This is a genomic window from Natronosalvus amylolyticus, from assembly GCF_024298845.1.
GTDB classification, from domain to species: Archaea; Halobacteriota; Halobacteria; order Halobacteriales; family Natrialbaceae; genus Natronosalvus; species Natronosalvus amylolyticus.
Genome location: NZ_CP101156.1, coordinates 743,853 through 764,217 on the forward strand (window position 1 = coordinate 743,853; position 20,365 = coordinate 764,217).

At 59.2% G+C, this 20,365-nt stretch carries 19 protein-coding genes and 1 tRNA gene; 9 read left to right on the plus strand and 11 right to left on the minus strand.

The window, feature by feature from the left end; translation table 11 throughout:
• The first annotated feature begins 32 nt into the window (after positions 1 to 32).
• Both NLK60_RS03455 and NLK60_RS03460 read left to right on the plus strand, forming a co-directional pair.
• On the plus strand, positions 33 to 1,232 hold the full coding sequence (locus tag NLK60_RS03455; protein WP_254809501.1) for a redox-regulated ATPase YchF: 1,200 nt from the start codon (positions 33 to 35) through the stop codon (positions 1,230 to 1,232).
• A 177-nt stretch (positions 1,233 to 1,409) separates the two neighbouring features.
• Positions 1,410 to 3,044, plus strand: coding sequence for a spermidine synthase (locus NLK60_RS03460; RefSeq protein ID WP_254809502.1), 1,635 nt, complete (start codon positions 1,410 to 1,412; stop codon positions 3,042 to 3,044).
• A gap of 29 nt (positions 3,045 to 3,073) precedes the next feature.
• Here the strand turns inward: NLK60_RS03460 and NLK60_RS03465 are convergent, their stop codons facing one another.
• Positions 3,074 to 3,685, minus strand: a complete 612-nt coding sequence (locus NLK60_RS03465; protein WP_254809503.1) for a VOC family protein — start codon at positions 3,683 to 3,685, stop codon at positions 3,074 to 3,076.
• A gap of 193 nt (positions 3,686 to 3,878) precedes the next feature.
• On the opposite strand from NLK60_RS03465, the gene NLK60_RS03470 reads away from it, so the two are divergent.
• From NLK60_RS03470 to NLK60_RS03480, 3 genes are all read left to right on the plus strand, one after another.
• The gene (locus NLK60_RS03470; RefSeq protein WP_254809504.1) at positions 3,879 to 4,991 is read left to right on the plus strand and encodes a thiamine pyrophosphate-dependent dehydrogenase E1 component subunit alpha; all 1,113 of its coding nucleotides are present in this window, start codon (positions 3,879 to 3,881) and stop codon (positions 4,989 to 4,991) included.
• Between the two features lie 78 nt (positions 4,992 to 5,069).
• On the plus strand, positions 5,070 to 5,930 hold the full coding sequence (gene pstB / locus NLK60_RS03475) for a phosphate ABC transporter ATP-binding protein PstB (RefSeq protein ID WP_254809505.1): 861 nt from the start codon (positions 5,070 to 5,072) through the stop codon (positions 5,928 to 5,930).
• 206 nt (positions 5,931 to 6,136) lie between these two features.
• Positions 6,137 to 6,421 carry a hypothetical protein gene (locus NLK60_RS03480; RefSeq protein WP_254809506.1) on the plus strand — a complete coding sequence of 95 codons (285 nt, stop codon included), beginning with the start codon at positions 6,137 to 6,139 and terminating at the stop codon, positions 6,419 to 6,421.
• A 90-nt stretch (positions 6,422 to 6,511) separates the two neighbouring features.
• On the opposite strand, the gene asd is transcribed toward NLK60_RS03480, so the two are convergent.
• From asd to NLK60_RS03505, 5 genes are all read right to left on the minus strand, one after another.
• Entirely contained in the window at positions 6,512 to 7,546 is a 1,035-nt protein-coding gene (gene asd / locus NLK60_RS03485; RefSeq protein WP_254809507.1) for an aspartate-semialdehyde dehydrogenase, read from the minus strand.
• A 171-nt stretch (positions 7,547 to 7,717) separates the two neighbouring features.
• Positions 7,718 to 8,701 carry an aldo/keto reductase gene (locus NLK60_RS03490; RefSeq protein ID WP_254809508.1) on the minus strand — a complete coding sequence of 328 codons (984 nt, stop codon included), beginning with the start codon at positions 8,699 to 8,701 and terminating at the stop codon, positions 7,718 to 7,720.
• A gap of 144 nt (positions 8,702 to 8,845) precedes the next feature.
• Positions 8,846 to 9,037, minus strand: coding sequence for a 30S ribosomal protein S17e (locus NLK60_RS03495; RefSeq protein ID WP_254809509.1), 192 nt, complete (start codon positions 9,035 to 9,037; stop codon positions 8,846 to 8,848).
• A gap of 51 nt (positions 9,038 to 9,088) precedes the next feature.
• On the minus strand, positions 9,089 to 9,742 hold the full coding sequence (locus NLK60_RS03500; RefSeq protein ID WP_254809510.1) for a DUF447 domain-containing protein: 654 nt from the start codon (positions 9,740 to 9,742) through the stop codon (positions 9,089 to 9,091).
• On the minus strand, positions 9,739 to 10,641 hold the full coding sequence (locus tag NLK60_RS03505; protein ID WP_254809511.1) for a triphosphoribosyl-dephospho-CoA synthase: 903 nt from the start codon (positions 10,639 to 10,641) through the stop codon (positions 9,739 to 9,741). The genes NLK60_RS03500 and NLK60_RS03505 overlap by 4 nt, the downstream gene beginning before the upstream one ends.
• A gap of 134 nt (positions 10,642 to 10,775) precedes the next feature.
• Here NLK60_RS03505 and NLK60_RS03510 point away from each other — a divergent pair, with 134 nt between their 5' ends.
• Positions 10,776 to 12,986: an AAA family ATPase gene (locus tag NLK60_RS03510; protein WP_254809512.1), complete on the plus strand. Its 2,211-nt coding sequence runs from the start codon at positions 10,776 to 10,778 to the stop codon at positions 12,984 to 12,986.
• 415 nt (positions 12,987 to 13,401) lie between these two features.
• Here NLK60_RS03510 and NLK60_RS03515 read toward each other — a convergent pair whose 3' ends face one another.
• Positions 13,402 to 14,199: a protein sorting system archaetidylserine decarboxylase gene (locus NLK60_RS03515; RefSeq protein WP_254809513.1), complete on the minus strand. Its 798-nt coding sequence runs from the start codon at positions 14,197 to 14,199 to the stop codon at positions 13,402 to 13,404.
• A gap of 175 nt (positions 14,200 to 14,374) precedes the next feature.
• The gene (locus NLK60_RS03520) at positions 14,375 to 14,734 is read right to left on the minus strand and encodes a HalOD1 output domain-containing protein (protein ID WP_254809514.1); all 360 of its coding nucleotides are present in this window, start codon (positions 14,732 to 14,734) and stop codon (positions 14,375 to 14,377) included.
• Between the two features lie 744 nt (positions 14,735 to 15,478).
• Here NLK60_RS03520 and NLK60_RS03525 point away from each other — a divergent pair.
• The gene (locus NLK60_RS03525) at positions 15,479 to 16,087 is read left to right on the plus strand and encodes a DUF7504 family protein (protein WP_254809515.1); all 609 of its coding nucleotides are present in this window, start codon (positions 15,479 to 15,481) and stop codon (positions 16,085 to 16,087) included.
• Between the two features lie 330 nt (positions 16,088 to 16,417).
• On the plus strand, positions 16,418 to 17,479 hold the full coding sequence (gene aglJ / locus NLK60_RS03530) for an S-layer glycoprotein N-glycosyltransferase AglJ (protein ID WP_254809516.1): 1,062 nt from the start codon (positions 16,418 to 16,420) through the stop codon (positions 17,477 to 17,479).
• 216 nt (positions 17,480 to 17,695) lie between these two features.
• Here aglJ and NLK60_RS03535 read toward each other — a convergent pair whose 3' ends face one another.
• Positions 17,696 to 18,025 carry a DUF5789 family protein gene (locus NLK60_RS03535; protein ID WP_254809517.1) on the minus strand — a complete coding sequence of 110 codons (330 nt, stop codon included), beginning with the start codon at positions 18,023 to 18,025 and terminating at the stop codon, positions 17,696 to 17,698.
• A 134-nt stretch (positions 18,026 to 18,159) separates the two neighbouring features.
• On the opposite strand from NLK60_RS03535, the gene NLK60_RS03540 reads away from it, so the two are divergent.
• A complete protein-coding gene (locus NLK60_RS03540) occupies positions 18,160 to 18,369 on the plus strand; it encodes a ribbon-helix-helix domain-containing protein (RefSeq protein WP_254809518.1) in 210 nt (69 codons plus the stop codon).
• A gap of 385 nt (positions 18,370 to 18,754) precedes the next feature.
• On the opposite strand, the gene NLK60_RS03545 is transcribed toward NLK60_RS03540, so the two are convergent.
• Positions 18,755 to 18,929, minus strand: a tRNA-Trp gene (locus tag NLK60_RS03545).
• A 128-nt stretch (positions 18,930 to 19,057) separates the two neighbouring features.
• A complete protein-coding gene (locus NLK60_RS03550) occupies positions 19,058 to 19,987 on the minus strand; it encodes a DUF5794 domain-containing protein (RefSeq protein WP_254809519.1) in 930 nt (309 codons plus the stop codon).
• Positions 19,988 to 20,365: the final 378 nt, after the last annotated feature.

The window sequence follows — 20,365 nt, forward strand, 5'->3', positions numbered from 1 at the left end:
CCCGTTTAGTCGGGCCGCTCACAGGAGGGATAATGAGTAAGAGTCACCGAATCGGACTCGTCGGCAAACCCTCTGTCGGCAAGTCCTCCTTTTTCAATGCGGCCACGATGAACGACGTTCCCGAGGGGGCCTACCCGTTCACGACAATCGATCCCAGCGTTGGTGAAGCGTACGTCCGCGTCGAAGACGCCGCCCCTGAATTCGACGAAGTGTCGACACCCAGCGTGGGCTATCTCGAAGGCGACGTTCGATTCGTTCCGACGAAACTGGTCGATGTCGCGGGATTGATTCCCGGCGCACACGAGGGGAACGGCCTCGGCAATCAGTTCCTGACCGACCTGAACGAGACGGACGTCCTGATCCACGTCGTCGACTTCTCGGGAGAGACGGACCTCGAGGGCGAACCAACCGAGGGGCACGACCCACGCAAGGACATCGACTTCCTCGAGGAGGAACTCGATCAGTGGTACCTGGGCGTCCTCGAGAAAGGGATCAACCGGTACGCCTCGGGCTACGTCACCGAAGAGGACGATATCGAGGAGGACCTTGCCGAGCAGATGAGCGCGTTCAAGATTAGCGAAGACGAGATCAAACTCCTGATTCGTCGGGTCGGTATCGGATTCGACCCCGATGAGTGGGACGACGACGACCGCCTCGAGTTGGCTCGTGAGATTCGCAAAGCGACCAAACCGATGGTGATTGCGGCCAACAAAATGGACACGCCACAGGCACAGGAGAACTTCCAGGAAATCGCTGCCGACCCCGAGTACGAACACCTCACGATGGTCCCCTGCAGCGCACATGCGGAAAAAGCACTCAAGACGGCCGGCGAGGCGGGCGTCGTCGAGTACCGACCCGGCGACGATGACTTCGAAATCGTGGGCGATATCTCTCCCGAGCAGGAACAGGGCCTCGAGCAGATTCGCGAGTTCGTGTCCGAGTACGGCGCGACTGGCGTTCAGGCTGCCCTCGAGACCGCACTCTTCGACGTGCTGGGCGTCGTGCCGGTGTTCCCAGGTGGCGCGAACGGTCTGGGCAACGAGCGCGGTGAGGTCCTCCCCGACTGCTATCTTATCCCGTCGGAGTCGACCGCCGAGGACTTCGCTTACAGTCTGCACTCTGACATCGGCGACGGCTTTCTCTATGCCATCGACTGTCGGAGCAACCGCCAGCTGGGCAAAGATTACGAGGTCGAGCCTCGAGACGTGATCGAAGTCGTCACGACGAACTGATCGGACGGTTCGCATCGCCCCCTCTCCATTACTTCATCATCCATATCATTTAGTATTACGCACGAACCAAATTGATTCAGTTGTGATAGTCGAAGCTTGCCACGAGAACGGTACAGGCACTCGAGTCGGCGATAAAATCCAACAGGTACTCACGGGTGGACCCGCTCTGTCCCGGTAATGGACGTCCAGCGGGCCCTCGAGTCCGGGCGACTGACGAAGGCGGAACTGGCCGTGTTCGTCTCCGGAATCACGAGTATGGGCCTCGAGATTCTCGCCGTGCGCATCGTCGCACCACAGTTCGGGAGTCACATCTACACCGTCGGCGGCCTACTGACCGTCTTCCTCGCCGCACTGAGTCTAGGCTACTGGCAAGGTGGGAAGCTGGCCAAAACGGCTTCGAATCGCCAGATGACGTGGATTTTACTCGCAACGGCAGTCTACATCGCCGTCGTCATCTATGCGAGCGATATGCTCTTGTATTACACCGCGACGATACCACTCGGACCGCGCTACGCCGCGTTGCCATCGATCGTCATCCTGTTCGGTCCACCGACGTATCTCCTCGGTTTTATCAGCCCGTATGCAGCCGAACTCTCAGCAAAGGAGGGGGTCGGCGAGGCATCCGGACACGTCTATGCCCTCGGCACCATCGGCAGCATTCTCGGCGCTGGTGCGACGACCTACCTGTTGATTCCCTCGCTCACGATCGACGAGATCGGGCTCCTCTTTGGCCTGATTCTCGTCGGGACGGCGCTCGTCCTCAGTCTCCCCCGGCCTTCGAAGGCAGTTGCCGTCACGCTCGTCGTCGTCACACTCGTCCTCTTTACCGCCTCGAGCAGTGCCGCCCTCGGTCTCGACCCGCGCGGTGAGGTCGTTTACCAGACACAGACCCCACATCAGCAACTCGAGGTCATCGATAACGACAACGTTCGAACGATGTATCTCGACGGCGCTCGCCACAGCGCTCTCGACCTCGAGGACGCAGATAGACACGTCTTCGCCTACACGCGATATTTTCACCTGACAATGTTATTACAAGAGGAACCCGAATCCGTCGACCGCGTGCTGTTCATCGGTGGTGGCGGTTACACCGGTCCGCAGGATTTCGAAGAGCACTACGACGTCACCATCGACGTCGTCGAAATCGACGGTGAGGTCACCCGCGCCGCAGAAACGTACTTCGGACTGGAGCAGTCGGATTCCCTACAGGCACACGAACACGATGGCCGACAGTTCCTCTACGAGACAGACCACACCTACGACGTCATCGTTCTCGACGCGTTCAAACGCGATCAGGTGCCGTTCCAACTGACGACGGTCGAGTTCATGACACTTGTCGACGACCGCCTCAGCGACGATGGAGTCGTCCTGGCAAACGTCGTCTCTGCTCCCGAAGGTTCCGCATCGGAGTTCTACCGCGCCCAGTACGCCACCATGGACGAGGTGTTCGAACAGGTCTACAGTTTCAAAACCTCGAGTACACCCGCCGTCCAGAACGTGCAGGTCATCGCGACGAAAGACGAGACGCGCCACTCCGTACATGACCTCGAGGCTCGAAACGAAGCGGGACACATCGACACTGACCTGTCGAAAGAGATCGATAACGCCCTCGAGCAACCGGCGACTGACGACGTGCCCGTCCTCCGAGACGATCAGGCGGCCGTCGACGCCCTGCTCGACCCGATGCTCGGTCAACAGTACGTCATCGAGGAGACCGAATCATCCGGTAGCGTCGGAGAAACAAACTCGAGCAGTAGCGACCGGACTGAGGAACGATACATCCGCGTCCCGGAAATCGATACCAAACGATAAGGCCCGGCCTCGAGTCACTCGACGAAGGCTCAGACGCCCGCACCGGTTGGTGCGTCCGGCAACTCGTGTTTCTCGGTTTCGAGCCCCAGTTCCTCGAGAGCGGCCTCGAGGTGTCGCTCTTCGGCGAACTCGACGCCATCTTCCTCGCGAAGTCGCTGGGCGGTCGCGAGTACCTCACCCCGACGGTCGTCTGGAATCGAGAATTTGTCCGTCGAGAGTTCGATCGTCAGCCCGTTGTTGTCACGGGTATACAGCGAGTGGAAGATGCCGCGGTCGAACTCGTTGTAGCCGTACCCTTCGGCTTCGAGGGCTTCACGGACCTCGACGAAACGTTCCGGTTCGATCGAAAACGAGAGATGGTGAACGGATCCGATCTGATGACGCAAGGGAGCAGGATTCGATTGCCGATCATCGCTAACGAAGAACGTGATGATTCTGCCGTCTCCGGTATCGAAAAACAGGTGCGTCGAGTTCGGGTCGTCCAGATTCGGCTGGCGCAAAACGAGTGGCATTCCCAGCACGTCACGGTAGTAGGCGATGGTGTCTTCCTCGTTCGAGCCGATCAGTGTGATGTGATCGGTACCGGAGGTATGAATCGGGCTGTCGGGTCGATCGGCGGTGATTTCGGGTGTTTCTGCCATAGTAGCCGATAGGAACTCCGGACTCATATCTCCGCGCTAACACTCGTGTCACCGGCCGATGTGCGAAGCGGGCCCTCGAGTTTGAGCAGCCCCCATACACGAGTTACCAGCCACCGATACGAGTTTGACCGTCACCGACACGACTTGCGACCAACTGACCATTTATACCCCATCCGTACCTCGAAGCAGGTGGATGACGCGACCTCTCTTCGACCGGGAGCCGGATGACGTGGTGCAGGTACTCGACCGACACGGTGAGATCGTCTCGCCGGCGTTGTTTCCCGACCTCGAGGACGAGGAACTGATGTCGATGTACCGTGACATGCGGGCGTCACGCCGCCTCGACGAACGGCTGATCAGCCTCCAGCGACAGGGTCGAATGGGCACCTACGCCTCGCTTGCCGGACAGGAGGGCGCACAGATCGGTTCGACCTACGCCGTCGACGAAACGGATCAACTGTTCTATCAGTACCGCGAACACGGCGCACTCGTCGCACGGGGGATGCCCTGGGAGTACCTGCTGTACTGGATGGGCCACGAACGCGGGAACGCAGCACTCGAGGAGGCGAACGTCTTCCCGTTGAACATCACGATCGGCGACCACATCCCCCACGCAGTCGGCTGGTCGTGGGCCGCGAAACTCGCTGGCGACGAGGGGGTAACGGTAGTCCACTTCGGCGATGGGTCGACCTCCGAGGGTGATTTTCACGAGGGCCTCAATTTTGCCGGGGTGTACGACACGCCGACGATCTTTTGTTGTCACAACAATGGCTGGGCGATTTCGACACCGGCAGGTGCTCAGACGGCCGCCGACACCTACGCACAGAAAGCGATCGCCTACGGTTTCGAGGGGATTCGTGTCGATGGGATGGATCCCCTGGCGACCTACACTGCGGTCGAAGCCGCCCGCGAGAAGGCAGTCTCCGATGATGGGACCCCACGGCCGACGCTCATCGAGGCGGTTCAGTATCGCTACGGTGCCCACACGACTGCCGACGATCCAACCGCCTACCGAGATGAGGTCGACGTCGAGTACTGGAAACGGCGTGATCCACTCGAGCGACTCGAGACCTTTCTCCGAAACTGCTCGCTACTCGACGACGAGGGTCTCGCAGCTATGGACGACGAAATCGACGCGTGGATTGGCGGGCTGATCGACCGCGCCGAACCCGAAAGTGCGGACCCGCGGACCATGTTCGAACACGTCTACGAAAGCCAAACCGAGCGAATTGCCGCACAACAAGCACACCTCGAGCGGCTTCGAGCGGAGCATGGTGACGAGGCATTGCTCGAGGAAGAACGATGAAGCGGTCAAATGGGGGTCATATGGGAACCGAATTCCGCAACAGGTAACTACCGCAGGGACAATTGACTGGTAACGAGCATGACCGCCAACCGAGCCGGAACGGGGGCGTATTCGGGGTCCGTAGCCGAGGACTCCGACGCGTCTGTCTCGAGGACCGGGCCATCAGACACACTCTCAACAGGGGTCGAAGACGCTGTTATTCAGTCACGTAACCTCGACGTCTTTTACGGCGACACCCAGGCACTGCGGGGAATCGACATGGACATTCCCGAGAAACAGGTGACGGCACTGATCGGCCCATCGGGCTGTGGAAAGTCCACGTTCTTGCGATCGATCAACCGCATGAACGACCTGATCGACGTCTGTCGCGTCGAGGGAGACATGCGCTTTCACGGGAAAAACGTCTACGACGACGACGTCGACCCGGTTGCACTCCGTCGAAAGATCGGGATGGTGTTCCAGAAACCGAACCCGTTCCCCAAGAGCATCTTCGACAACGTCGCCTACGGACTCCGTGTCCAGGGCAAAGACGAGAACGTCGAAGAGAAAGTACACTCAGCACTCGAGCGAGCAGCCATCCTCGAGGAGGTCGAAGACCAACTCGACTCGAGCGGTCTCGACCTCTCGGGTGGCCAACAACAGCGACTGTGTATCGCCCGTGCGATTGCCACCGACCCCGAAGTTATTCTGATGGACGAGCCAGCGTCGGCACTCGACCCCGTCGCAACCTCGAAGATCGAAGACCTTGTCGAAGACCTGGCAGAGGAGTACACGGTAGTCATCGTCACCCACAACATGCAACAGGCGGCCCGTATTTCGGACAAAACCGCGGTCTTTCTCACGGGTGGTGAACTCGCGGAGTTCGACACCACCTCGAAAATCTTCGAGAACCCAGAGAGCCAACGCGTCGAAGATTACATTACGGGCAAGTTCGGGTAGCCCGTTACCGGTCATCCGACCCCACTCGAGAGAAGCGACTGGTTAGTGGCTTCCCAACCGTTCATCCCCGAAAGCCATGTCCGACCGTTCGATTGGACCCGGGTGTCGACGCGTGAGAGGAAGCGAATTGAAAAGCGGTTGCGGATGCACGACGCCCGTCTGACTGACCTTTTTGTACTCGATTGTGCTATGTGTTAGTCCCCATCATGAGTACCGAGTGTCTCATCGAAGAACGGGCCGAAGACGCACGAAAAGCGTGGAACGGCGAACGCGAAAGTGTGGATGGCTCGCGAGCACAGGCGACGAACGCCCAGCAGCGAGTCGACCGCCTCGAGGCCGAACTCGAGCACACCGAGCGTCGCCTGCAGGTCATCATCACCCGCTACGAACGCTTACTCGAGGAAAAGGATCGACAGCTCTCACGTCGTGAAGAGACGACGGCGGATGAAGGCGAATCGCTCCTCTCGCGAATCGTTTCGAAATACGGGTGAGAGCGATACCTGGAACTATCGAGACAAGGCGCTTCCCGGAGATTGGCCGTACCGGGTCGCCTACACCGAGAAAAAGTTACAGCAGCCGTATCAGAGGTAGCCGTTTTCGAGCAGCAGTTCCCCGTTCAGCACGCTCGCTCCGGCGGCCCCACGAATCGTGTTGTGTGCCAGGCAGTTGTACTGGAGGCCGAACGTCGACTCGCGAATGCCGCCGACCGAAATTGCCATGCCGTCTCCGAGATTCCGGTCGAGTCGTGGCTGTGGTCGTTCGAGATCCTCGAACACGTGAATCAGTGGGTCGGGTGAGGAAGGCAGGTCGGCGGATGGGTACGCCTCGAGCGCCTTCGCGGCGTCTTCGGGCGACAGTTCGTCAGCCGCCTCGAGCCAGACGTTCTCGAGGTGGCCGTCGATAGTCGGAATGCGGTTACAGGAGGCGGCAACCTCGACATCGTTCAGCTGGAGGCCCGCGCCATCGAATTCGCCCAGCAGTTTCTTCGACTCCGTCTCGAGTTTCTCTTCTTCGCTGCCGATGTGCGGAATCGCGTTGTCGATGATTTCCATCGAGGTCACGCCATCGTAGCCCGCTCCGGAAACAGCCTGGAGGGTTGCGACGTGAACTTTCTCGAGGCCGAACTCGGCCAGTGCTGCCAGCGTCGGCACGAACGTGATCGTCGAGCAGTTGGGGTTCTTTACGAGCGCTCCGTCCCAGCCGCGTTCGTCGCGCTGGACCTCGAGCAGGTCGATGTGCTCGGGGTTGACTTCGGGGATGACGAGGGGGACGTCCTCGGCCATCCGTGCGTTCGAAGAGTTCGAGGAGACGACGTAGCCTGCCTCACAGAAGTCCGGTTCGACGGCTGCACCGACGCTCGAGGGGAGTGAAGAGAACAACAGGTCGACGTCACTGGGAACGGCATCGGGTTCGGTTGAGCCGACGGTAATGTCTGCGATGTCGGCTGGAATTGGGGAATCCGCTCGCCATTTGGCTGCCTCACGATACGACTTGCCAGCACTCGAGTCGCTCGCTGTCAGGGCTGCGATATCGAAGTCAGGATGTGGCTCGAGGAGTTGAATCAGTCGTTGTCCGACGGCACCGGTTGCGCCGAGAATACCTACGCGTACTGCCATTGTCCCGTCTCGGAACCCTGCCTCTAAAACCGTTTGGATGGAGTCACGGTTTGCAGGGTTTCGTCGTGTTGGGTCGAGTGAAATTACTCTCGAGGTATGAGTACGTGCGGATGACCAAAATTTTCGAGATGCTCTGAGTTGCTGGCGCTCGCTTCGACTTCCTCGCGGTGGCTACCAGCGATGGTGGACCTCGTCCCGAATGTGGCCCTCGTAGACGTCGTCTACGATCTGACGCTGTGTGGAATTCAGTGACGAAAGTGAGGATACCTCGACGTTCTGACGAACGTGTGCAGGATTCGTCGAACCAGGGATGACAGTCGACACCGCGTCGTGGTCGAGAATCCACCGCAGCGTGAACTGTGCCATGGTCCAGTCGTCAGGAACGGCAGGCCGAAGCGCGTCGACGGCCTCGAGTCCCCGTTCGAACGGAACGCCGGCGAAGGTTTCACCGACGTCGAACGCATCGCCCTCGCGGTTGTAGTTTCGGTGGTCGTTCTCCGGGAACGTGCTCTCGCTGTCGAGCGCATCCGCCAGCAATCCGGAAGCCAGCGGAACCCGGACGATGACGCCGATGTCTCGTCTGGCCGCCTCCTCGAGGAACAACTCAGCTGGACGCTGGCGGAACGGGTTGAATATAATCTGGACCGTCTCGAGTCCGGGATACTCGATGGCTTTCAACCCTTCCTCGACGCGAGCGACACTCGCCCCGTAGGCATCGATTTTTCCAGCCGCTACGAGCGACTCGAGTGCCTCGATTACCTCGGGGCGGTAGTAGACGTCCGTGGGCGGGCAGTGTAGCTGCAACAGGTCGAGCGCGTCGACGCCCAACCGGGCGCGACTGTCATCGATAAATCGTTCGATGTTCTCGCGAGTATAGCCACCGGCGGTGTGTTGCTCGAGACCGCGTCCGGCTTTCGTGGCGATGATGGGGGAGGCCTCGTGTTCGGCTACCACGTCGGCGATCAGTTCCTCGCTCTGACCGCCACCGTAGACGTCCGCAGTGTCGAGAAACGTAACGCCCGCATCGAGTGCAGCCCGAATGGCGTCCCGGCCCTCAGCCGGAGAGACGTCCCCCCAGTCGGAGCCGACGTTCCAGGTACCCATTCCGATTTCGGTGACCTCGTGTCCGGTCGTTCCCAGCGGTCGCGTGTCCATGCTGGACACTGACTACTCGGGAACGTAGATGTTCGGAACGCCGAGGGTGTTGGCGCTGACGAAGAAACTCGAGGGCTGAATAGAATACTGTCGAAAAGGTAGCAGTAACTCGAGAACCGACAAACTTCGAGAACTCGACTCGATTTACGCGGGAACGGCCGCGCCTTTCTTCCGGGTGACGTAGCCAGCGATTCGGTTTCGAACACCCTTGGATTCGATGTTCGTCAGTTTCGTGACGCTGTCTTTGTTCTGTTCGAAGTCGGTGGTGAACGCCTCCGGGTACTGCTCCAGGAGGATGGTTCCGGTCTTTTTGATGTAGGCCGGTTTGATTGCCATACCCGGTTCTTATCCGAGGGGCTTCTAAAGGCATTCGTTCTGGCCTGACCGTTAGCGCCTCGGAAACCAGCCGCTGTACCGACACAGATTGGCGAACGCCTCCTGTTCGCGTGGTCCACCCGCACGGTTCACCACGTCCAGACAGTGTTCGAGGCGTCCCTCGAGTTCCGCTCTGTCGTATCCCTCGACGTCGAGCCGAGAGGCGACGACGGTCGCCTCGATCACCGCGCCGAATCCACGGTTGATCGGCGTCACCGTTCGATTCCGGACGGCCGACTCGAGTGGCTCGAGCGTCCAGTCCTCCCACTCGGTCCCACCCTCGGTTCCCGTTCCCTCCGGGGTGGCCTGGACGCGAACCCAGGCGTCTGCGGACTCGAGGAGTGGGTCGTCCCGCTCCGTAATTGACAGCGCGCCGTCGACGAAATCGACCGGATCGCGAGTGAACTGCACGTAGCCACAACCCTGTCGGTGAAAGTTCCGTTTAGTTCGTGTGTTGCCCCACGTCCGCGCTCGCACGAGGGTCGAATGGTTCCTCGGCGAACAGCCCCCCGATGGGTCCTCGGCGAACAGGCCCAGGACGGCCACGTTCCACAGTCCATTAGGGCCGAGCGTTGTCACGACCGATTCGGTCACCCCGGTGAGGTCGACGGGCCAACTCGCGTCCGTGACTTCCGTCTCACCACTATCCGAAGGGCGTTCGGTCATACCTCGAGGCCTCCACGCTCAAGGGCGATGAAAATCCCGGCTGCGGTGATGTCTGCCGTCGTTCCCGGGTTGATTCCACGTTCACAGAGGTCATCAGCGAAGGTATCGACCCGTTCACGGTCAGTCCTGAAGGCACCTGCAGCAGCGAGGTCGGTCGCGCACTCACACACCTCCTGAGCGACTGTGTCGCCGTGTTTACTCGCGATAAGAGTATCCGGTCGCTCTCCGAGCAGGCGCAAGAACACTTCGGCGATGCGGTCCGTAGCCGACCGCTGGGTCTCGAGCGATTCGAGCCACTGCGCAGCGCGAAACGACCGTTCGAACCCGGTCAGCCACTCGCGGGCGACGTCGTCACCGGGAACGCTCGCGTCCATCACCTCGTACATCGTGACGCCTCGCTCTTCGAGGGTTGGAATTGCGGCTGCTCCGCGACGGACATCGAGCGGTTCGAGGTCGGCAGGCGGATCATCCACGAAGACGTCGACGTGGTCGAACGCACGATAAAAGCCAGCCGCATCCTCGATCGTCGTCGCCTCGACGGTATCGGTGGTGAGTGCTGGACGCACCGACCCCTCGGCAGCTGCCGTCCGAACGAGCGGAACCAGCAAGAGAAGACAGCCGAACTGCGTGTTCCCACCTCGCTGGTTAGCCATCCCGGCGACAGCGGTTTCGAACGCAGCACCGACAGGTGCGCCAGCTTCTGCCCGCTCGAGCCCCCGTCGCGAACCCACTGCGCCTGCCAGAAAGTGTTCGAACCAAAGCTCCTCGAGGTCGCGCTCGCGGTCGACGTTTCCCGGTTTCGGGGTACCGGCCACCTCGAGCAAGAGGGCGAGTTCGGCATTCTCTGCAGGCGACCGGGGGCCCTTGGGTGTCGTCTCCTCCTGGTCTGGCGTTACCATGCAGTGTCGTGTACAGAAAGGCACTCGAGTACCTTGGTTCGATTGGATCTCGCTCGAGTGTCTGTCCGATCCAGCGTGACAACAGGCCCAATCACTGGGCAATTCTCAAGGTAGTTCGCCTGCAAGCGATGGGTATGAGTGAGTCGGACGATGGCGGTGTTACCCTCACCGTGCGAGCGGCCGAAAAGCGCGATGCGGGTCGGGGCGTGGCACGGATTCCGGAGTTAGCTCGCCGAAAACTCGGCGTTTTGAGCGGTGATACCGTCGTCATCGAAGGAACCGAACGGACCGTCGCCAAGATGTGGCCCGCCGACCCATCGATCCCGGAGCAGGTCGTCCAGATCGACGGCGATACGCGCGCCAACGCCGGCGTGACCGTTGGCGATTCGGTACGAGTGTCTGCCAAAGACAAGTCCACGATCCGGGAAGCAGAAACCGTCACGCTGTCGCCACCACCGACCCTGAACGACACCGAATCGCGACTGGCCGAACGCGTCGCGAACCAAAAATTGCGAAACCGACCGATTCGAGCGGGCGAACAGGTCCGCATCGAGGGCGTCGCTACGGAGCCGTTCACCGTCGTCGAGACGGAGCCCGCAGGTGACGTCCGGATAACCAGTTCGACCACCGTCCTCGTATTCGACGAAACGGGTGCCGCAGCTTCGGGAACCTCGAGTTCGAAACGACAATCGGACCCCGCTCAACAGAAAACGTCACCGGATACGCCTTCGACCAAGGGGGCCACAAGCGAGCCACCGTCGGGAGTCACCTACGAGGACATCGGCGGGCTCGACGAGGAACTCGAGCAAGTCAGAGAGATGATCGAGTTGCCCCTCTCGGAGCCGGAGCTGTTCAAACGGTTGGGCGTCGATCCACCGTCGGGTGTTTTGCTGTACGGACCGCCAGGAACGGGCAAGACGCTGATCGCTCGAGCAGTTGCCAACGAAGTTGAGGCCAACTTCATCACCATCTCCGGGCCGGAGATCATGTCGAAGTACAAAGGCGAGTCCGAAGAACAGCTTCGCCAGACGTTCGAAAAAGCGCGCGAGAACGCCCCTTCGATCATCTTCTTCGACGAGATCGATTCCATCGCGGGGACACGAAACGACGACGGTGACGCCGAAAACCGGATCGTCGGTCAGTTGCTCACCCTCATGGACGGCCTCGATTCTCGCGGAGAGGTGATCGTCATCGGCGCAACCAACCGTGTCGACTCGATCGATCCAGCGCTCAGACGCGGCGGCCGCTTCGACAGAGAGATTCAGATCGGCGTTCCGGACATGGACGGCCGGCGAGAGATCCTCGAAGTCCACACCAGGGGGATGCCGCTCGCCGATGACGTCAATATCGACAAAATTGCGAGTCGAACACACGGCTTCGTCGGTGCCGATCTCGACGGCGTCGTCACCGAAGCAGCGATGGCGGCAATCCGTCGCCGACCGACCGACGCTGCCGAACGCGCCGAGTGGAGCAAACGCCCGTCGGTAACCAGAGCCGATTTCGACACCGCTCTCGCTGCCGTCGAACCCTCTGCGATGCGTGAGTACGTCGCCGAATCCCCAAACACCAACTTCGACGATGTCGGCGGCCTCGAGGACGCCAAACAGGTGCTCACCGAGTCCGTCGAGTGGCCCCTGACCTACGAGCGACTGTTCGACGTCACCAACACGAACCCGCCCTCGGGCGTGTTGTTGTACGGTCCGCCAGGGACCGGAAAGACGCTGCTCGCCCGTGCGCTCGCGGGTGAAACCGACGTCAACTTCGTTCGCGTCGACGGGCCAGAAATCGTCGACCGCTACGTGGGCGAATCCGAGAAGGCTATCCGAAAGGTTTTCGAGCGAGCCAGACAGGCCGCCCCGTCTATCGTCTTTTTCGACGAAATCGACGCTATCGCAGCCACTCGAGACGACAGTCACGAGGTGACCGAGCGCGTCGTCTCACAGCTGTTGACCGAACTCGACGGCATGCGCGAAAACCCGAATCTTATCGTCCTCGCGGCGACGAATCGAAAGGAGTTCATCGATCCTGCCCTCCTCAGACCCGGTCGACTCGATACCCACGTTCTCGTCCCCGAACCCGATTTCGAGGCACGGGAGCAAATCCTCGAGGTCCACACCCGTGGCAAACCCATGGGAGACGACGTCGACCTCGACGAGTTGGCAGGTGAACTCGAGGGATACACCGGCGCCGATATCGAAGCCCTCGTCCGGAACGCCTCGATGGGTGCAATTCGCGAGGTCGCCACCGAATACGGACCCGACGCCGCAAACGAACGGGCCGAGGAAGTCATCATCGAGAAACGGCATCTCGAGACCGCCCTCGAAGATATCGAAGAGACCCAGTGAATCGTCGCTCCAGAATCCTTTCTCGAGTCGGTTACAGAATCAAGGAGAAAGCCCACGACTTTAGTCGTGGGATGAATCCGACGAGTCCTCGGTAAAATCGGAACGATTAGCTTGACTGGGGTCGAATGTTAGCATAACTCGCTCGGGAAAATTGGAGTTGGATTGGGGTCTCCACCAACAATAAGCAACCCTACCCAAGTGAGGCTCGAACGCGAGTTCGAGTCGGGTCGATGGCACGGCCTGTAGGGTGCCAGCAGGGTAGTCCAAACGGACTGGCGTCACCACACGCCCACCACTCGACGCACCACCTACAAACCGAGACCGACCAACCGAGGTCGGGAAATTGCCTCCGTTGGCGTCGGAACGCCCGACCCCAAGCGCGAGGAATCCCACGACTTCAGTCGTGTGGAGGATGTCAAGGAACCTGCTCGTATTCTATCGGTTGTAGGATGACTGTCTCACCTGCGCGCATCGAGTCACCCATATCTACCGCGATATCATCGTCGTCGATTCCGGGCGGAAAGAGTACGTCGACACGACTCCCGAACGCGATGTGGCCGATTCGCTCGCCACGCTCGAGCGTATCACCGGGTTCGACGTAGGGATGGATGCGCCGAGCAAACGCACCAGCGATAAAGGTTACGTCGGCCGTCACCGGTTCGCGCTCAGTTTTGGTGTCGCCAGTGGCATCGTCCGCGTCTCTCGACACATCATTTGTCTCTCGAGAATCCGCTTCTCGCTCTCGATAAACGTCGTCCAACCGGGCGTCCGCTCCCGTGTCACTGACACCCCTGGTTTGTCCGGTGACGTCGAACGAGGATTCGAACGACGAAGGGTTGACCTCGAGTCGGACGTGTACCTTCTCGTTCATATCCGAATCCTTCGAAAAGGCCGGTTTGTAGCCGCCGGGTTCGCGTTCGACCTCCCGAACCGTCCCCTCGAACGGCGACCGAACCACGTGGACGTTGTGAACGTTCATAAAGGTCCCCACGCGAAAGCGGTCGCCCTCCGGGCGTAGCACCGACACCGTCCCATCAGCCGGAGCGACGACACCCGATGGCGGCGGCGTTCGATCCGGATCCCGGAAAAACGCAATGATCGCAAGGCTGAGGACGAGTAACGCGATACTGGCGCCAACGCTAAAGATGACGGCGAACGGCGCAGCGGCGAGGGGAACGATCGTATATCGCCAGGCCCCCGGTGCTACCTTCATACCTGGCAGTCGCAAGCGAGCGGTTATGACGTTTGTGTCAGCAATCGATTCTCCCCCGTTCGTCTCAAACCGTTCCGTAGTAGCAGAGATTTTCCGCCCGATAGCTACAGCTTCGACCGCTATCTTCGTTCATGCGCTCGAGAAACAGCCACCGTGCTCGGATGGAGCGACTCGATTACCGCATCCGTGGGCCACTGACCGAGCACTCGTCAGCAGGTGGATAAATGAAAACGTCACCGTTGGCGAAAACGTACACTTCGTGATCGAGGGCCCTGAAGCAAACGTGCCCGTCCAACCGTGGCTCGCCGTCTGCCTTCGTTGTGAACAGGCGCTCGAGCGCGTCAGGATCGACGCTGTCGTACAGCGAGAATTCCCCCTGGGACACGTCGACGTTGGCAATACTCGAGAGCGCGTGGACGACCGTCGTCGTTACCGTTGCCGCCCCATCCGGATCGTACTCGAAGACGTATCGATCGTTTTCCTGGTCGTAGTTCGCATCATGTGCCGTTTCGGCAGTGGATAGTTCAGTTTGCATGTCGGTTCACGAGGTGTTCAAACGTGTATGGATACACAGGTCGCGAAGTCACAAAAGTCAATCGGCTCGAATATTCGTACCGGTTCTTGAAATTATTGCACTAATGAGTGTACGCTCAACCGATCATAAGTACTGTTTACCGGCTGGGCGTATCGCTTCGTGGTGGTCATGACTCGGTTCAACAGCACCTTGGCTACTGCTCTGGGTGTAACAGGGTCGATTGGAGGCTCTTCCAGCTAATCGCTATACTGGATGGCCGAATCCGGTAACTAGTTACAACCGATTGGATGACTCGTGCCTACGGAGCGAGACCGTGGTTCATCTGCCAGAATTTGGTGTGTAATTACACCGCACGTTAATTGAAGTGCGGTATCCCGCCGGTAAGCCCACACTTACCGGTGGTATACCGGTCCTACCGGCGTGACAGCGTAGTGCCTACCGGCGTGATGGCGAAGTGAACAGTCACCGACTTTTATTAATACGGCTACAAGAGCTCAGGTCGAGAGCCGGTAGCTGGGGGGCTACGGGCGGAGGGGAGCATGAGAGTTCGTATACTGTACGGAAGACTACTCGTCGCACTGATTTTGTTCGCTGTAGCCGGAGCTATCCTGGCGGTCGGCTTCCTCGGTTTTTAACCCGCGAACGAGCGGTCGACAGCAAATCCAGTGCATCGGTCATCGAAAACCTATCGAAAGGTGAACATTGGCCGGGTCGTTTATTACGTACTCGCCCGTCACCCACACCATGGGCAGTGTCCACGAGTCGCTTTGTGCCGACGAGCGAGAACCAGGCTCGAGTGCGCTCGTCGTCTGTCCCTCACTCCCCGCCGACGAAACAATCCGCTGCGTGGATGCTCTTCGTTCGTCTCGGTCTCGGCCGGAACCAACCGTCGTGGTCTCCCGCGCCCACACTGCACAAGCCTTGCTCGAGAACTGGCAATCGACGATCGGTTCCTTTCCCGAGCGATTAGGCATCGTCTCCATCGGCGAGGTGACGCGTTCCGTGAGCGCAGCGTCAACTGCCGTTAACCTTCCCCAGGCGTACGTCCAGACAATTGGCACCGAGGATGTCACCGGAATCGGCATCGCAATCGGCGAAGCGTTCCTTCGGTGGGAAGACGACACCAATCCACTGCTCTGGTTCGACTCGCTAACACCGCTTATCGAGGGAAAAGGACTCGAAATGACGTTTCGGTTTTTGCACGTCACTCTCGAGGAAGTTCGGCAAGCCGGTGCCGTCGCGTACGTCCACATCGATCCCGAAAAGCACGACGAACAGACCATTCATACCCTGGGCCACCTCTTCGACGATGTCCTCGAGTACGACACGGAATCGGTACCTCTGAACGAGTGACGTGCTCGCGACGTGGTGTCAACCACACAGCAGCACACACCCGATTCGAGCTCGCCCACTGCAGGTTTGTTCGCTCATAGTGATCCGTGGAACGATCGAAATCCTCGAGTAGAGACGCCCCTGTTCGACCGGGCCAGGGCACCCACGAGTCGAGATAGGTGCCAGTGAAACGATCTACACACCGACCGCGACGCACGCTTTCGAACGTGTGTGTACTGACTTTCCCTGGCTACTGTGGCGTGACCGTTGTCAGGTAACAGATCTTGGTCTCGGATATACCCGCGCGTTCGATCAGTACGTTTTTCCACACTGGGCGTTGAGAGTGTGCCAATGGACGAGGACGGTGGTATCGAAGCTGAGTTCCGCGACCTCGAGACAGCGTCCAACAAATCGGCTGCCACAGACGATGGTGCATCTGAGAAACACGCGGCTGAAACGGCGGGAGTGTCCCACCCCCTCCCACCCGAGCAAGTCTGCATTCTCATTCCGACTCTCGAGGAAGCAGCCACGATCGGCTCCGTTATCGACGGTTTCCTCGAGCAAGGCTACGAAAACGTTCTCGTTGTCGACGGCGACTCGACCGATGAAACGCGGGAAATCGCCCGTGAAAAAGGCGCTCGGGTGCTGACACAATCGGGTTCGGGAAAAGGGCAGGCCGTCCGCGAAGCATTCGAACATATCGAGGTTTCATACGTCCTCATGCTCGATGGCGACGGGACCTACGACCCGGCCGAAGCCGAAGTCATGCTCGAACCGCTCACCCGTGGCTACGAGCACGTGATCGGGAATCGCTTCGCCAAGATGGACGAAGACGCGATGAAGCGACTCAACGGCGTCGGGAACCGAATGATCAATGGAGCTTTCAACGTCATCCACGGCGCTAATTACGAAGATATCCTGTCCGGCTATCGTGCGTTCACGACCGACTCGTTCGAACGCCTGCTACTCGATTCGGACGGGTTCACGATCGAGACCGAACTCGCCGTCGAATGCGTTCGTCAGGGCATCGAAACGACCGTCGTCCCGGTCAGCTATCGTGCCCGACCCGAAGACTCGGAAACGAATCTTCATCCCGTCTGGGATGGTGGGACCATCATCCTGACTCTGTACTCGCTGGCGAAAACCAACAATCCGTTGTTTTACTTCGGGAGCCTCGGCGCAACCGCAATATTCAGCGGGCTACTGGTGGCCGTGTACGTCCTCTGGCAGTGGGTTCAATACAGCGTCGGCCACAACATCCTCGCGGTAGTCTCCGCTGCAGCGATTTTACTCGGCGTCCAACTCGTCATGTTCGGCGTCCTCTCGGACATGATCGTCACCCTCCATCGCGAACAACGACGCCGATTCGAGCGGTTTACCCGAACGCAGTCACTCGAGCGCGACGACGAATAAAAACCACCGTACCATTTCACGACTCGATTGATGGGCATCCGCATCGTAATCTCTGTGAACACACGACTGAGCGGCTTCCAAAACCTGAACAGGTGAGTCGATCCGTCGGTTCGGCTCACACGTCGACGTGTGAGAGATCACTGACGTTTCCCATCGTGAGCGACAGCCAATCCGATACTTGGTTTCTGGTTACCGCGTGGAAACCGTCACAGATGATTACCGCCCAAACAGTGACCGAACGCGTCCAAGAAGACCACCTGACCGTTCCTCCCGATAGTGTTCGAACACCGGATGCAAGGCGTTGAGTAACTCCTGGCGGCTCTCGAAGGTCTCGACGTCGACGGCCTCGAGTGCCTTCCCCAGGGCGATACTGTTCCCTTTGACGTCGTACGGAATCGCCGTCGTACCGAGGGCCTCCCGGACGTCAGCTTCCGTGGCAGGAAACTCGATATCCGTCTGCTTCAACCGGGCATCGACAGCCGCGATGCCGAACTCGATACTCTCCGGCTCGTCATCTCCGCCGTTTGTCGGTGGCCGAACTCCCATACTCGCTCGTTCGAACGCAAGGTGAAAAATCGTATGGACTCGTCACTGTCGTCGTCGTTTCTCCCCATCGAGTACTCGAGAGCCAGTGAGCGATACACATTTGGGGACGGCCAGCGACCCATGCAGTAGTCACGATGACCGAATATACGACCGTCTCCATCCCCAAGGACCTCGCCGCACGCGTCGAAGAGACCATCGAGGGAACGAGCTTTCAGAGCACGAGTGATCTCACGCGGTTTTTGCTCCGCAGTATCGTCATCCAACATCAAAAGTCGGGCGAGTTGACCGAAGCCGAGTTCGAAGAAATTGCCGAACAGTTGCGGGGATTGGGATACCTCGAATGAAAAACGAGAACGTCTCGAGCTAGCCATATCTCGGCCACATTATTTAACCATCAAAATACTGAATATATGCTACGGAAAGAACGAATGAGACACCTCCTGCAAACCCTGCAACGACCACGTTAGATAGACGCCATGGGGCGATAATTTCAGACAAGCTATAAACAGAGGTCCATATAATTATAATCATAATCATACTCCTGAGCGATACGTCAAAATGAGATTCTTCCATATGCCCATCTATATTCTAACCTACATAATAGACCTGCTTTTCAAGCCTAATACGGAGAGATATGTTTGAACCACGAGGATCTCGCCTCGCTCGACCTCTGGGCTCAAACCCTCCTCCTGTAATTTCTGCTGCTCACGGAATTGGTCGCAGGGAAAATGGGGTCGGAGGGATTTGAACCCCCGATCGACTGATATCTCCGGTGCGCCTCGGAACTCCAGAGGGTCATCACACGGACACTGATCAGGTGTCCGATCAGTATATCAGTCTGGAGTGTCGTCCCGGGCGCGGGACCTCTGGAGTCAGTCGCCATGCCTGGCTTGGCCACAACCCCGTGGCCGCTTCTTGGGTTATCCACCCTAAAGCAGTTACGATTCGGTCCGGTTTTACGACTCTCGAGACACGGCGGAATCTCGAGGCAGTAATCGGAATATCGATTACGAAAAACGGCCACCCAACCCGTTACAACCAGGGTGCCCGACCCTGGGTCGTCGTCGTATCGTCGCTCGGGTACGGTTCGTCGTCATCGTCGGTATCCTCGTAGGGTTCGGTTGCCTCGGTATCCGACTGATTTTCAGACAGTTCCTCGAGTGCCTCGAGTTCGCCATCGCTGGTCCCACCGTCGGTTCGCGTCCCGGAGCCGACACCGGGGAGCGACTTATCGCCCGACGAATCGGGATCGAGCGCGAAGATTGCGGCGACGATCAGGGCCGCGAGAGGTGCCTGTCCGAACGCCATGCCCATGATCGAGAGGGGCAACAGTCCCAGCGCGACCGCACTTCCAAAGCGGAAGCGGTTGATGTCCATGTAGGTGCGCAGGTACGGTCCACTCACCGCAACGCTCAGGGCGAACGCGACACCGATAACGGCCGCAAGGGTTGCATTGGCGACCAGCGCAGGGTCTTCCATCAGGGCGAGTTCAGCGCCCGTGGGGTCGAGGCTAGCGAACAATCCCAGGACGATGATAACTCCCGGCCCTGGCAAGTATTCACCGACCGTCGCACTCGCCGTTTTTGCCGCAATTGCGAGGATGACCAGGGCGGCGAATCGTTCGAAGATAACGGTATCGACGACGCTCCCGATCGCGGGTGCCAGTGCCGCCTGCATCGCCGCAACGACGATCAACGGAATTCCAACGAGTAGGACGACGCGAACCTGGTGGCGCACCGACCCCTGCATTTCAGCGAGGATCACGGCCAGCGTTGCACTGCCACCGAAGATGAGGAGGCCGACCTGTATCGCGCCCATCGTCGTATCGAGTGCACCAGCCAGTATCAGCGCGACGAAAATACCATCGACCAGCGGGAGTGCCATCACCAGCGCGAGTAATCGGGTGTCACCGCCGACCAGTCGCTCGAGGCGGAGTGCGATTGGGTGTTGTGAAGTGCTCATCGATCAGGTACGATGGCCATGACCCGAGGCCTGTGGGTAACGATAAGCGCGGTACTCCTGTCGGTGCTGGATTGGGGCGAGCCAGTCCAGTGCCGGTCGGAGTCGAAGGCCTCGTGCTGTGAGTGTGCGTTTACCCATAAAAAATGCGGCGTCGGAGTCGACACTCGTCCGGCCAGCAGTTCGGGTATCGCAGGGAATCACAGCGTGCATACCAGGATAAACTGGGTGATTGTTATTAAACGTTGTGTGGGAAAGGTCGGCACAATTCTATAGATTTTCATCGAAACCGGGGAAAGACCGACAGATCTGTGCCGATATGCGCTATCCACCCACATGGATTGAGTAAGATGACGGTCTCGCAGTGAACGTTTCACTCGA